This window comes from Sabulibacter ruber (assembly GCF_017355955.1).
GTDB lineage: Bacteria > Bacteroidota > Bacteroidia > Cytophagales > Hymenobacteraceae > Nibribacter > Nibribacter ruber_A.
The window spans coordinates 2,016,159-2,029,765 of the sequence record NZ_JAFFID010000001.1; the positions used below are offsets into that span (position 1 = coordinate 2,016,159).

General features: G+C 52.4%; 14 protein-coding genes. 5 read left to right on the top strand and 9 right to left on the bottom strand.

Annotation, left to right across the window (positions count from 1 at the left end; translation table 11 throughout):
* Positions 1 to 47: 47 nt before the first annotated feature.
* From JT719_RS08180 to JT719_RS08210, 7 genes are all read right to left on the bottom strand, one after another.
* Positions 48 to 932: an SdiA-regulated domain-containing protein gene (locus tag JT719_RS08180; protein ID WP_207432336.1), complete on the bottom strand. Its 885-nt coding sequence runs from the start codon at positions 930 to 932 to the stop codon at positions 48 to 50.
* Positions 933 to 1,097: 165 nt separating this feature from the next.
* The gene (locus JT719_RS08185) at positions 1,098 to 1,538 is read right to left on the bottom strand and encodes a hypothetical protein (RefSeq protein WP_207432338.1); all 441 of its coding nucleotides are present in this window, start codon (positions 1,536 to 1,538) and stop codon (positions 1,098 to 1,100) included.
* Between the two features lie 224 nt (positions 1,539 to 1,762).
* Positions 1,763 to 3,025, bottom strand: a complete 1,263-nt coding sequence (locus JT719_RS08190) for a sensor histidine kinase (protein ID WP_207432340.1) — start codon at positions 3,023 to 3,025, stop codon at positions 1,763 to 1,765.
* On the bottom strand, positions 3,022 to 3,699 hold the full coding sequence (locus tag JT719_RS08195) for a response regulator transcription factor (protein WP_207432341.1): 678 nt from the start codon (positions 3,697 to 3,699) through the stop codon (positions 3,022 to 3,024). The genes JT719_RS08190 and JT719_RS08195 overlap by 4 nt, the downstream gene beginning before the upstream one ends.
* A gap of 138 nt (positions 3,700 to 3,837) precedes the next feature.
* Positions 3,838 to 4,098: a hypothetical protein gene (locus JT719_RS08200; RefSeq protein ID WP_207432342.1), complete on the bottom strand. Its 261-nt coding sequence runs from the start codon at positions 4,096 to 4,098 to the stop codon at positions 3,838 to 3,840.
* A gap of 10 nt (positions 4,099 to 4,108) precedes the next feature.
* Positions 4,109 to 4,300, bottom strand: coding sequence for a hypothetical protein (locus JT719_RS08205; protein ID WP_207432343.1), 192 nt, complete (start codon positions 4,298 to 4,300; stop codon positions 4,109 to 4,111).
* Positions 4,301 to 4,323: 23 nt separating this feature from the next.
* Entirely contained in the window at positions 4,324 to 4,752 is a 429-nt protein-coding gene (locus tag JT719_RS08210) for a hypothetical protein (RefSeq protein ID WP_207432344.1), read from the bottom strand.
* Between the two features lie 381 nt (positions 4,753 to 5,133).
* Here JT719_RS08210 and JT719_RS08215 point away from each other — a divergent pair, with 381 nt between their 5' ends.
* A complete protein-coding gene (locus JT719_RS08215; protein WP_207432345.1) occupies positions 5,134 to 6,375 on the top strand; it encodes a helix-turn-helix domain-containing protein in 1,242 nt (413 codons plus the stop codon).
* Positions 6,376 to 6,462: 87 nt separating this feature from the next.
* The gene (locus JT719_RS08220; protein ID WP_207432346.1) at positions 6,463 to 7,953 is read left to right on the top strand and encodes a S41 family peptidase; all 1,491 of its coding nucleotides are present in this window, start codon (positions 6,463 to 6,465) and stop codon (positions 7,951 to 7,953) included.
* Positions 7,954 to 8,187: 234 nt separating this feature from the next.
* Here JT719_RS08220 and JT719_RS08225 read toward each other — a convergent pair whose 3' ends face one another.
* Positions 8,188 to 10,443 carry a Tex family protein gene (locus JT719_RS08225; protein WP_207432348.1) on the bottom strand — a complete coding sequence of 752 codons (2,256 nt, stop codon included), beginning with the start codon at positions 10,441 to 10,443 and terminating at the stop codon, positions 8,188 to 8,190.
* A 244-nt stretch (positions 10,444 to 10,687) separates the two neighbouring features.
* Here JT719_RS08225 and JT719_RS08230 point away from each other — a divergent pair, with 244 nt between their 5' ends.
* Both JT719_RS08230 and JT719_RS08235 read left to right on the top strand, forming a co-directional pair.
* Entirely contained in the window at positions 10,688 to 11,077 is a 390-nt protein-coding gene (locus tag JT719_RS08230; RefSeq protein ID WP_207432349.1) for a hypothetical protein, read from the top strand.
* 223 nt (positions 11,078 to 11,300) lie between these two features.
* Positions 11,301 to 11,486 carry a hypothetical protein gene (locus JT719_RS08235; RefSeq protein ID WP_207432350.1) on the top strand — a complete coding sequence of 62 codons (186 nt, stop codon included), beginning with the start codon at positions 11,301 to 11,303 and terminating at the stop codon, positions 11,484 to 11,486.
* 100 nt (positions 11,487 to 11,586) lie between these two features.
* Here the strand turns inward: JT719_RS08235 and JT719_RS08240 are convergent, their stop codons facing one another.
* The gene (locus JT719_RS08240; protein ID WP_207432351.1) at positions 11,587 to 12,195 is read right to left on the bottom strand and encodes a hypothetical protein; all 609 of its coding nucleotides are present in this window, start codon (positions 12,193 to 12,195) and stop codon (positions 11,587 to 11,589) included.
* A gap of 256 nt (positions 12,196 to 12,451) precedes the next feature.
* Here JT719_RS08240 and dinB point away from each other — a divergent pair, with 256 nt between their 5' ends.
* Positions 12,452 to 13,513, top strand: a complete 1,062-nt coding sequence (gene dinB / locus JT719_RS08245; RefSeq protein WP_341350747.1) for a DNA polymerase IV — start codon at positions 12,452 to 12,454, stop codon at positions 13,511 to 13,513.
* The last annotated feature ends 94 nt before the right edge of the window (positions 13,514 to 13,607 follow it).

A 13,607-nucleotide genomic window follows, 5' to 3' on the forward strand; every position in this document is an offset into this window, starting at 1 on the left:
AAAAGCGAATTAGCAAGAACTAAACCGGTAAACGGTCCGCTTGTTTTCTACAAGCGGACGCGCAGGATATTGGCAGGTTCTTTCTTCCCTTCGTTGGAGATATACAACTCACCCGATGGACTGAACGCAATGCCTTCCGGCTTATAGAAAGTTGTGTCACTCAGTTTATGCCTTACTTTAATGCTGCCGTCTGGGTTTAGAATGAACAACTGCGGATTAGCCCCTTCGGTCAAATAAATTTCGCCGGTGATGGGGTGAATGGCAATTTCTGAGGGCTGCCACACTTTGCTCACCTTCTTCTGTTCGGTTTGGCTCAGCATCGGGTCTTTCAGGCTAAGTTTAAACACCGGCTGCTCAGATAGCTTTTTGGTTGCCAGGTCAAACGCGTACACGCCTTTGTATTCTGAGGTACCGGCTTCCTCTCCTTTGATGGCCAGCAACAGGCGCTTGTTTTTAGGGTCATAGGTAAGACCTTCCACGTTGTTGGCTTCGGTGAGGGGCGTTTCATAGTCACTGATCTTGAAAGCCTCTGATTGCCAGTCTGCCACCTCAAACAAGTGTCCATCGCTTCTCACCACGTAGGCGGTGTTGCCCGCCAGCGCGATGCCTTCATAATCGCCGGCCGCCCCGAAGGTAATTTGCCGGTCTATCTTATTGGTGTTGGTGTTATAGACGAAAATGACGCCGGCCTCGTCCTGCACGCAGGCAAACTGCCCGTTGCCCAGGTACGCAATACCAGATACTTCCCGCAGAATCTCAGGCACTTCCCATTTCTGGTTTACCTGCACGGCATTGGAAGCCATTTCTACGGTCTTGTTCTTCTTTTTCTTCTTGGGTTTCTCGTCGGCCATGCCGTGGGCACTGTTGCTCTCGCAGGCCAGCACGGCAAATGAAAACAGCAGACTGGTTACTATGATCTGAAAGCGTTTCATATGTTTCTCTTTTTTTGATGGTAAGAAAAGCGGCGGAAAGTGGTGCTCAGAATTAAAGCAAGCCTTTCTCCTTTTGCCGCGGTATTTCGTTTCTATTCTGTTTTTCTAAAATCAGCCCAGAATCAGGTTGCCCTGCTGGCAACTTCAGGAGTGCTCTTGCCGTGGTTAGTCCCAGAACGGCAGGTTTGCCACCGATCCGTCAGAGGCATATACTTTCTTCAGGTCCTGGTTGTTATTCTCCAACTCCACCTGGAAGTACACGCGGCCGTCTTTTTCCACTTTCTCCAGGTCATCCAGGAGGTGGGACGGGAAATCGCGCTGGAGGCCCAGCGTAACTTCTTGAGGCAACTCCGAAGAAGTGATTTCCTGTTTGTGCATCACTACCCGGCCGGTGGCATCCAGCAGCACGGTATGTTCAATCTGGTTTATAGCAAACTCGGCCTCGTAGAGCGCTCCCTCCTTTTCCCATTCCACCATTTTAGCCGCGGGATACTTCACTTGCAGAGAGTTCTGCACCAAAGACGGAGGTTGCACGCCGGTCAGTTTCTGGCTGCAGCCCAAAGCCGGAGCGGCCACCGCTAACAAGATAAAAAGGCGCTTTTTCATAGGTCTATACATTGGTTTATCAGGTTATTGTACCCCAAAGCTCGGACCCAAATCAGGAAAGAATTGGGAATCTGTAGACCAGAAGAAAAAATTTAGAAAAATTTTGAGCCAGGGAAAGCTGGACAGACAATCCGTTTTAGGGCCTTTTTGGGGAAATCGGCCTTAAAACAAAAAGCAGGGTTTTTCCCTGCTTTTACTTTACTGGGCATTTACAGAATTCAGGCCTAGAACCGGACCGTGAACACGTGCCCCTGCCGGTAAGTGTAGTCAATTGTGAAATCGTACAGATCACAGATGGCTTTCACGATGGACAACCCTAGGCCCGTGGAAGAAGCGGACGCCTCTTCTTTGTAAAACCGGTTGAACACCCTGTCGGCGGGGAGCGGGTGTGTTTTGCCTTCGTTCTCAATGCTCAATGCAGCCTTGCTTAGCTGAATCCGCAGGTAGCCGCCTTTGGCGTTGTGCACAATGGCATTTTTGAGCAGGTTCATCACCAGCATGGCGGCCAAATCGGGGTTCAGTTGCAGGGTGACTTCATCTGGGGCCTCTAATTCAACCCTGATGTCTTTGAAGGCGATCTGGTCAGAGAAATCATCTAAGGTTTTCTGCAGGAGTGCCCGCATGGACACCTCTTCTTCCTGCCCAAACTGCCGGTTTTCTATTTTAGAGAGCAGCAGCAGGGATTTGTTCAGGCGGGTGAGGCGCTCCAGGTTCTCCATCACGACCCCGATCTGCAGCAGTTGCTCCTCTTGCAAAGGTTGGCTCTCGGCGAGCAGTTCCAGTTTGTTCAGGCTGATGGCTAAAGGTGTCTGCAGTTCATGCGAGGCGTTTTCAATGAAGGCTTTTTGGTTCTGGTAGGCGGCCACGTTCTGCTGCAGCAGCTTTTCCACAGTCTGGTTCAGGAGCTGGAACTCCTCAATGTTGGTTTTCTGCACCGGCACGGGTTTGGCGTCTTCCAGCCGGAACTGCTGCAGGCGCTGCAACACGTGGTAAAAAGGTTTCCAGATGCGCTTCAGGAGCAGGTTGTTAAGCACCAGAATGCTGGCCACCAGCCCCAGGTACAGCCACAGCAGCGAGTACAGCAGGTCTTCAATAAGGTCATCTTCTTCCACCATGGAGGTGATTACCCGCAGTTCGTAGTACTTCTCGTGGTGCCGGAACACGGTGGTGAGCATGCGCACGGGCTCAAAGTCCTTTTCGTTCTGCATGTACATGAGCGTGTCCTGGTAGGTGTCTTTGCGGTGGATGGCCAGCGTGAACGGGATTTCCTTTACCCTGAAGTAACCGGCCTCAAAACTGCGCTGCGCCAGCACGGTACTGTCCTGCGCGGCTTTCTGAATCACCAGAATCTTTTGGTTTTCCAGACCGTCGTCCATGCTGTCATAGATCTCGTCCAGCATGTTGAAATAGAACAGCGCCGCCCACGCAGAGATGACTACCAGCAGCAATCCCGCCAGGTAAGCGGTGGCGTGGTTGAGCAGTTTCATGCGGTCACCAGTTTATACCCGATGCCGTAAATGGCCTGGATCTCTACCTCGGCGCCGTGGTCTTTCAGTTTCTTGCGCAGGTTCTTGATCTGGGAATAAATGAACTCGTAGTTATCGGCCTGGTCAATGTAATCGCCCCAGACGTGCTCGGCCAGGGCGGTTTTGCTTACCAACCGGTCTTTGTTGGTGACCAGGTACAGCAGAATGTCATATTCTTTGCGGTTAAGCGCCAGCTCCTCGCCGGCTACCCACACCTGGTGCTTGTCCAGGTCAATCTGCAGGTTCTGGAGCTGGTGCTGGTTCTGCCCATCGAACTTCCTGCGGCGCAGCACCGATTTCACGCGGGCGTGCAGCTCGGCCATGTGGAACGGCTTGGGCAGGTAATCATCGGCGCCCAGTTCCAAACCCTGGATGCGGTCATCTACGGAGTTGCGGGCCGAGACGATGATCACTCCATCGGTTTTCTGCTGCTTTTTGAGTTCCTCCAGAATGGCCAGGCCGCTGCCGCCGGGCAAATTGATGTCCAGCAAAATACAGTCATAGGCGTACAGGGCCACTTTTTCCAGGGCACTGTCATAATCTGAGGCGGTTTCTACCAGGTATTTCTCTTGTTCCAGCGAGCGCACCACGGTGTCCTGCATTTCAGGTTCGTCTTCTATCACCAGTATTTTCATAGCCAGTTGGGTTTACTGGGCAAATACGGCAGGGAAACTGGAAAGAGTTGGGAATGGAAACAAAAAAACCTTCGCCCAAAGAAATTCACTTTCAGACGAAGGCCATTTTAGGGCTGTTTTCCGGGAAACACCGCCAAATCAGGAGCGGGTTACTTTGCCTTTGGCCTCCCAGTGGCTGGATTTAAGGGTAACGCCATCGGCCTCAAACTTCATGCGGCGCACGTACCGTTCCCCATTGATGCTGCCGTCTGGCCTACGCTTACCAATGAACAGCGTGACGGCGTGCCCCTGCTTGTCTGTGATGATGGTGAGGTCATTGCCAGCAAACACATCGTCAATGCGGGCATCGGGCTGTGAGATTTTGCTTAGTCTGGCTTCCAGCCTGGGGTTCAGGGGCATAGGCGTTGGTTTAAGATTCGGTGTACGATTGCAGAATGGTCAGGGCCTCGGCTTCCTCGGCCTCCACTACCTCGTCAATCACGGTCTGGATCTCCTTGTCTGACCATTGCGCCTGTTCGGCGGCTTTCACAAATACGCCCAGGGCCACAAAGCGGCCACCTTCCAGCGGAAGGATTGCTTTTACTTTCTTGCGGATGTTCATGCAGTACGTTAATCGTTTTGGGGCTATTTTACGGAAAACCGGCCAAAATCGCCTAATCCGCGGGTACTTTCCTGCGCCCAGCGCAGGGCAGTGTTCAGTTCCTGGAAATACTCCACCTCGGCCAGGAATTTAGGGCGCAGGGTGGCAATCATGTTGCTTACGGCCATCTGGTTGAAGATATCATCTGACACCACAAACGCCAGCCGCTTTATATTCAGCAACTGAAACTGCGGAAACCAGGTGTTCATGGTCCATTCCTGATCGGCCTGCCGGATGACTTTCATGCTTTTCATGTTCATCACCCAGTTCTGCATGTGTTCTCTTCTGGAAATCTGCACCGCCTCCAGCAGCCCCTCGCGGTATACTTCACTGGGAACAAAACCGTACCAATGCAACACTAAGAGATGGTGCAACCGATCCGATTCCAGCAATAAGTATTCTTCCGATTCCATGGCGCGTTCTGAGTTCTTTGTCTCTCATATCTCCTTCGTCCACTATCCACTTAAAAAGAGAAACAGCTTAGCAGTATCTATCAATGTAGATACCTTCATTGCGAAATTCTGGTTTTGCAGAGAAATAATATATCAATTGCACTAGGCTAACATTTTAACCCTATGGAATACTTAGCAGGTTTACAGGAATGCAATTAATTAAGACCTAGTCACTTGATAAAAAGGCTAAATTCAAGCCCTGCAGAGGGATAGAAGCCATGGAATACAAATTTCTGCGTTTGCCGAGCCAATGCCTTCTCTCTGCCTTCTTGCAATTTTCCCATACAGGTTTAAACTGCCCAAGTTTTCTGTAGATTTGGATAGTCAACGCATTTACAGGCTATGTCAACGCAGGCGATCCAGATTATCATTGTAGGGGGAGCGGTACAGGGCTTGGTACTGGCTTTTCTGCTGGCTACCCGCAAAGCAAACCAATTGGCCAACCGGCTGCTGGCGGCGCTTATTATATTGATTTCTTTTCAGGCCATTCTGGTGGCATTTGATACCCGCGAGTTTTTCCTGACGTTTCCGCACCTGAGTAAAGTAAGCTGGCTGCTGCCCATCATTTTTGCGCCTTTGGTGTACCTGTTCACCGAGAAACTGACGCAGGAACAGCCCCGGCTGCGGTCTTTAGATGCCTTGCATTTTGTGCCAGCCCTGTTGGTTTTCTTCAGCCTGCTTCCCTATTACCTGAAAAGCCGCGAGGAAAAAGTTGCTTACCTGAACGACTTTGAACTGGCCTCCCGCGATGATTTCGGGTTTATTGGCCAGCTAGCCTTGCTGATGGTGAGCTTTTACCTGTTGCTTTCCTTGGTTGCCTACCGCCGCTACCGGAAAACCATTGCCAATTCCTTCTCTGAGCTGGAAAAGATCAGGCTGCAGTGGCTGCAGCAGTTTATCTATATCATGCTGGGCATTCTGGTAATGGCCGTAATTTCTTTTTACGCCAAGAAATGGGAGATTCCGGTGCTCACCCAGATTTACCGGTACCATCTACATTACTTCGGGGTGATTGGCCTCATCTACTGGATTGGCTACAAGGCTCTGGCGCAACCGCAGATCTTCACAGCCATACCCACTACGCCTGTGCCGATGGATTATCAAGAGACAGTACCTGCCCCCGTTTTACAGGAAGTAGCGCCTCACGCGGAGGCTCCTATGGCTACAACACCATCGCCCAAATACCAAAAGTCAACCCTGAAGGAGGAAGACAGCCAGACTTACCTGGATCAACTGCTCACCTACATGGACCAGGAGAAGCCGTACCTTGAGCCTACCCTCACCATCCAGGAACTCTCAGACAAACTGGGCATCTCCAGGCACCACCTTTCGCAGATCATCAACAACCGGCTGGGCAAAAACTTCTACGACTTCGTGAACCAGTACCGCGTGGCCGAGGCGCAGTTGATGCTGGTAAACCCCAAGTACCGGCACCTGACCAACCTGGCGGTGGCCGAGGAAGCCGGTTTTAACTCCAAGGCTACTTTTAACGCCGTTTTCAAAAAACAGACCGGAAAAACACCGTCTGAATACATCAAGACCCACACCGAGGCCCGTCTGAACTCAGCGGATCAGCTAACATAACCCTTTAAAACAAGTCTGAACTTAGCGGGCCAGACGATTCAAGTACCTGAGCCGCGTAGGTTTGCAGCGTTCAATCAGTTAAAACCTATGAAATCAAACTTCTTGAGACGCTGTCTATTCTCTCTTTGTCTGCTGGGCTCCTATCCAGGCCTGAGCCAGACTACAACAACTGCTCCTGATCCAAAGCAGCAGTTCAGCCCTGCCCAGTTGCAGGCCGATCTCCAACTCATGCACAGAGTGCTGGACGAAGGGCACCCCGGCATGTACCGCTACACTTCCAAGGAACGCTTCGAGGCGCTGTTTGACAGTGTCGCCCAGACCCTCAACCGGCCTATGACGCAGCAGGAGTTCTTTGTAGCCGCCACCCCGCTGGTAACTGCCCTGAAAGACGGACACGTGAAATGGATGCCCCGCGAGCGGAAACACTACCAATACTACTATAACCTGGATAAGCTCTTCCCACTTGAGCTTCATTTCACGGGCAAGCAGGGCCATCTTGTGCATGACATTTCCGGCCAATCGGCTATTCCGCTGGGTTCCGAGATCCTGAGCATCAACGGCCTTTCTGTGGCCAGTCTGGTGGAGAAACTGCTGCCCACCGTCTTCTTCGCCGATGGTAACAGCCAGGCCGTGAAGTATCTTTCCTTAGACCGTTTTTTGCCCTTCTATTACGGCACCTACATTGGCGCAGCTCCTAGGTATGAAATTGCGTTTAAAGCCCCGGGCAGTTCTGAAGTGAAAACCGCACAGGTACCGTCGGTTACCTTAGAAACCATCCAGAAGCTGGAAAAAGAACGGGAAAAACCGAAACAGAGCCCCATCAGGGTGGAGTACAAGGAAAACAACACGGCCCTGCTCACCATTGACCATTTCAACATCTACAAAAACGAACTGGATGTGGAGAAAGTCATGAAAGACATTTTCTGGCAGATTAACGCAAAAAACACCCAAAACCTCATCATAGACCTGCGCAGCAACGAGGGCGGCATAGACAAATGGGGCGCCCTGCTCTATTCTTACCTCACCGATAAGCGCTTCAAGTACTATGACAGCCTGCTGGTGCCTAAGAAGGCCAAATTCACCTTTGCTGAGCATATTGTGTGGCTACCCGGCATGTACCCCCTCTACCGGAAACTCATCAGCAAGACCGATGGCGGAAACTACACGTTCCGGTTCAAGAAAACCCTGCGCGAGCAGAAGCCCCAAAAGAACAACTTCAAAGGCGATGTCTACATCCTGACCGATGGCTACAGTTTCTCCGTGACCTCCGAGTTCTGCGCCATCGCCCACTACCACAAGCGCGCCACCTTCATCGGCCGCGAGACCGGCGGAGCTTACTACGGCAATACCAGCGGCTTCCACGTGCCGGTCAAACTCCCCAATACCGATCTTGAATTGGCTGTGCCGCAGTGGAATTACTTCATGGCGGTATCAGGCTATCCCCACAAAGACCGCGGCATTCTACCAGATTACCCCATTGAATATACGGCAGAAGACATTATCCGTAAGCGGGATGTGGACATGGAGTTTGCCATGGAGTTGATTAAGTCTAAAAGAGCTTCGGCAGCCTCCAAGTAGGCGCTCTGAGTAATTGGCTAGCAACACGCACTCGGTTCCCTCGCTCGCCTCCGGCGAGTGTGAGTTACTCAGCGGCGTCCCGCCGCTATGCAGATTAGATGTAGTCTTTCTTAAAACGCGGCCAGAGGCCGCACCCTACCTCACACTCGCCGGAGGCGAGCGAGGGAAGATACCCTAACAAAAGAAAAGGCCAGTGTAAATCACTGGCCTTTTCTTTATACTATATGAATCCGATTACCGGAACATGCTTTTCAGCTTGTTCAGTTTGGTTGCCATATCTTCCTCCTCGGCGGGAGCTTCCCGGCGACTGCCGCCTTGCTTGCGGTCACCACCGTGGCTTGGCTTGGTAGCGGATTGCGGGTCACCTTTCATGGAAAGGGCGATGCGTTTGCGACCCACTTCCACCTCCAGCACGGTTACCTCTACCTTCTGCCCTACTTTCACCACGTCATGCGGATTGCTCACGAAGCGATCTGATAGATGACTCACGTGTACGAGTCCGTCCTGGTGCACTCCAATGTCCACGAAAGCCCCGAAAGCGGTGATGTTGGTCACGATGCCAGGCAGTTTCATGCCGGTGCGCAGGTCGGTGATTTCGTTCACGCCTTCGGTGAAGCTGAAGATTTCAAAGCTTTCACGCGGGTCACGGCCGGGTTTGGACAACTCGTTCAGGATGTCTTGCAGCGTAGGCAAACCCACGGTGTCAGACGCGTACTTCTTCAGGTCTATTTTCTTGCGGAGCTCGGCGCTTTTGATGAGTTCTTCCACGGTAGCGCCCAGGTCTTTGGCCATTTGCTCCACCAGTTCGTAACGCTCTGGGTGCACGGCGCTGGAATCCAAGGGGTGTTTGCCGCCTCTGATGCGCAAGAAACCGGCCGCCTGTTCAAAGGCTTTGTCGCCCAGACGGGCTACTTTGCGCAGTTCGTTGCGGGTTTTGAACGGGCCGTTCTGGTTACGGTAGTCTACAATGTTCTGGGCCAACTGCGGTCCTAAGCCCGACACGTACGTCAACAGCTGCTTGCTGGCGGTATTCACTTCCACGCCTACGGCGTTCACGCAGCTCATCACCACATCGTCCAGGCTGTGCTTCAGGGCATTCTGGTCTACGTCGTGCTGGTACTGGCCTACGCCAATGGATTTCGGATCGATTTTCACCAATTCCGCCAAAGGATCCATTAAACGGCGACCGATGGAAACGGCTCCGCGCACGGTGATGTCCTGGTCCGGGAACTCCTCACGGGCTACCTCAGACGCGGAATAAATAGAAGCACCGCTCTCGTTCACCATAATGATGGCGATGTTGTTGGGCAAGCCCAGGCCGCGCACAAAGGTCTCGGTCTCGCGGGAAGCGGTCCCGTTCCCAATAGCGATGGCTTCGATGTTGTATTTGTGGCACATCACCATCACCTGCTGGCCGGCCAAGGTAGCTTGGTTTGCGCCGTTGTGCGGGAAAATAGCCTCATAATGCAGCAGTTTGCCTTGTTCATCCAGGGCTACCACTTTACAGCCGGTTCTGAAGCCGGGGTCAATGGCCAGCACCCGTTTCTGCCCCAGCGGAGCCGCCAGCAGCATAGGACGCAGGTTATCGGCGAATACCTTGATGGCTTCCTCATCTGCGCGTTTCTTGGAGGAAAGGCGTACTTCGGTTTCCATGCTCAGGCGCAGCAGACGCTTATAGGAATCTTTCACGGCCAGTTTCACCTGTTGGGCGGCGGCGTTGTTGCCTTTCACGAACTGACGCTCTAAAGCCTCAATTGCTGCCTCTTCGTCGGGCTGGGCATCCAGCATGAGCACCATTTCTTTCTCGCCGCGGCGCATGGCCAGAATACGGTGACTGGGGGCTTTCTCAATGGGCTCGTCCCACTCAAAGTAATCTTTGTATTTCTGGCCTTCCTCTTCTTTGCCGGGAATCACGCGGGCTTTGAACACACCTTGCTTCTCAAACAGGTTCCGGATGCTGGCGCGCGCCTCAGGGTTCTCGTTCACCCACTCGGCAATGATATCGCGGGCGCCGGCCAGGGCTTCCTCAGTGTCTTTTACCTCTTTCTCTTCGCTCACAAAAGCGGCAGCCTCGGCGGTTACATCCACATTGGCCTGCTCAAACAAGGTCTGCGCCAAGGGCTCCAGGCCTTTCTCGCGGGCGATGGTGGCGCGGGTGCGGCGCTTGGGTTTGAACGGCAGGTAGATATCCTCCAGTACGGCCATGGTTTCGGCGGCCAGTACCTGGGCTTCCAGCTCGGGCGTGAGTTTGGCCTGGTCTTTCAACGACTTCAGGATGCTCTCGCGGCGTTTGTCCAGGTCGCGGAGTTGTTCAATGCGGTCGCGGATGGCGGCAATGGCTACCTCGTCCAGGGTTCCGGTTACTTCTTTGCGGTAACGGGCAATAAAAGGCACAGTGGCTCCTTCATCCAGCAATTGCACGGTGGCTTCTACCTGGCGCTCGCTTACCTGCAGCTCTCCGGCAATCTTTTTGAAATGGTTCTCTGGCATGCTAAAAAAATGGACTGAAAAGACTTTGTTCTCTCTACACGCCGTTCTATAAACAGCGTATGGATTTCAAAGATAAGGCGAATTTAGCGGAAACCCTGCACCCAAATAGAGGCTTTTTGGCCCTCTCCGGCGCTAAGGCTGGCCCGGTTTTTGTAAATTGCGCCTTAAAACCCGGAACTAATTCACGGCCTTAGGCTTTTGAAAACCTAAGCACCCTTACGCTAAGATTTTACCGATTTACAATATGAAGAAGATTATATTCTTGCTGGCCCTGACTTTTACCACCCTTTCCGGCTACGCACAGTCGCGCTCAGTAACCCCGGAAGCCCGTGCCCAGGCCATGACTACCAGCATGACCCAGCACCTGAGACTCAATTCGGCCCAAGCCGCCAAGGTGAAAGAAATAAACCTGTCCAGTATTCAGCAGCTGGAGAAAGCAAAAAAAGACTTCAAAAACGATCCGCGGCAACTGAAAGCTACCATGGATCTGATTGGGGCCACCCGCCTGGAGTCTTTGAAAAGCGTACTTTCTGTGACTCAGTTCCAGCAGTACCAACAGCAGCGTGAGCGCAAACTTGGGATTCCGTCACAGGCGGGTACCAATGGCGGCGTACCGCAAGAGTATAGCAACTAAGCAGTACCTCCTTACGCCACCGGCAAGCGCAACTGCATAGATCTCCGTTTCAGGGCTGCTTTTCAGAAAACAGCCCTGAAACGGAGATTTTCTTTTGCCGGCATGCCTTCATTTTTGGTTACCGGTTTTTCCTAAAAATTTCTGGCAAGCCCTTGTGGAAAGAAGCGGGTTTCTGCATCATTTTGTATCTTCAATCCTTTGCTACCCTAAACAAACTTTCCCCATGAAGTACATAGGCTTAGGCATGTTCCTAGTAGGCTTGGTTTCCCTGCTGGTGGCCACGTTTGGTGCGTATCATTTTTTGCTTTTGTGGGTTGATAATTGGGGAAGGCCTTTAGGCTGGGCCATCAGAGCCGGTATTGTGGTGCTGGGCTACTTCCTGTACCACCTGCACCGTGAAGATGATTAAGCACTTGTTTCAGGGCTGTTTTCCCAAAATCTGGGCTAAAACAAAAAGGCACCGCCCCTTAAGAGCGATGCCTTTGATGTATAGTTGATTTCTTCTGCGCCTACATTTCCAGCAAGCCCAGCAGGATAAATACCAGACCTACAATGGCCGCAATGGCTCCTACCAAGCCTAAGCCCGGAATCAAGCTCAGCAAGGCACCCACCACCAGCAGAATTAAACCTATTTTGATGTACTGGTTGATGGCATTGGCTTTCTTCACGGCTTTGGCTTCGCGCATGATTTTCTTGGTCACCGTTTTCACGTCTTTCTTGGTCTTGGCGCCGGCCAGTTCATTCGCCAGGTTTTTCACGTGTGGGTTTGCCTCCAACGCAGATGCCACCGCCGATGACGTTAAGGGAGCCGTACGGGCTACTTCTCTGGAGGCGGTTGGTTTGGCTGCGTTTGCTTCCAGCACCGGCGCTTTCTCCGCTTGGTTTTCTGCTACCGGAGCATTTGCTGTTTCAGGGGCAGCCTGGGCAATAACTGCCGTTTCAGCTGTAACAGACTCTGCCGGAGCTACGGCAGTAGCCTCAGCTGCTTTGGGAGCCGCTTTATGGTAAGTGGTAGCAGGAGTGCTGAAATCAAAGTATTGGTTTGAGGAACTACAGCCAATCATCAATTGGCTAGCCACACCGCACACGAAGAGAGACAGTAGAGATTTGATTTTCATAGTTTAAGAGAGGTTAAAAATAGATGGTTAAAAGCTTAAATTGAGAGTACGTACGCGTAACCCTAGCCCAGAATGAATCCATAAGCTAACTTCGCAGTACGTACGGGAAACGTCGCAAGTTCATGAATCATTTTACACGGGTAAACCCTCAAAAGTTTAACGCTTGTAAATCAATAGAATAAAATTCAATCAAGCTTCTCACGTTCCTAAAACCGGCCTTAGCACGCCACTTCCCCAGAACCTAATTCCTGCATTTGTGCGCAAAATCATCCACATAGACATGGACGCCTTCTTCGCCTCGGTGGAGCAGCGCGACAACCCGGCCCTGCGCGGGAAACCCGTGGCCGTGGGTGGAACCAAGGCACGCGGAGTGGTGGCGGCAGCCAGTTACGAAGCCCGGCAGTACGGCGTGTTTTCGGCGATGCCCTCGCAGGTGGCCTTGCGCAAATGCCCACACCTCATCATGGTGCCCACCCGGTTTGAGGTCTACCAACAGGTGTCGCGGCAGATCCGAGAGATTTTCCATCGCTACACCGATCTGGTGGAACCCCTTTCCCTGGACGAAGCCTACCTGGACGTGACCGAGAACAAAATGGGGCTGAAATCGGCGATGTTTATCGCGCAGCGCATCAAGCACGAGATTCTGCAGGAAACGAACCTCACCGCTACGGCGGGCGTGTCGTTTAACAAGTTCCTGGCGAAGGTAGCCTCGGGCAAAAACAAGCCCAATGGCCTCACTGTGGTGTTGCCCGACGAGGCCGAGGCTTTTGTGGAGGCTCTGCCTATTGAAAAATTCTACGGCATTGGTGATGTGACCGCAGCCAAAATGAAGCAACTGGGTATCCATACCGGTGCCGATCTGAAAGCCCGCTCCGAGATAGATTTGCGCCGCCATTTTGGAAAATCTGGTTCCTATTTTTACCAGATTGCCCGGGCGCAGGATGAACGCCCCGTGGAGCCTAACCGCATCCGGAAAAGCATCGGTTCTGAGCGCACCTTCGGCGAGGACCTGGAAACCGAGGCTGAAATGCTCCCGGAGCTGCAGCGCCTGGCCGAGGAAGTGGCCTATGACCTGCACCGGCTGGAAGCTTCTGGCAAAACCGTCACGCTCAAACTCAAGTACCACGATTTCACCCTCAATACCCGCAGCAAAACCTTTTTCTCCAACGTACGCGCCGAGGAAGTTTTGCTGGACATCGCCACTGATTTACTGCGCACGCCCTTCTTCCCCACCAAACCCGTGCGGCTGCTGGGCATTACCGTTTCCAACCTCAGCTACGGCAAACACCAGGGTGGGCAGCTTTCTATTCCGTTTTAAGTTGGATGCTAGACGCTGGATATTAGACGTTAGTAGCTAGAAAATAGACTAACTATGAGGCTGTTTAGGAAAGGTCAACGTATAGACCTCCCAC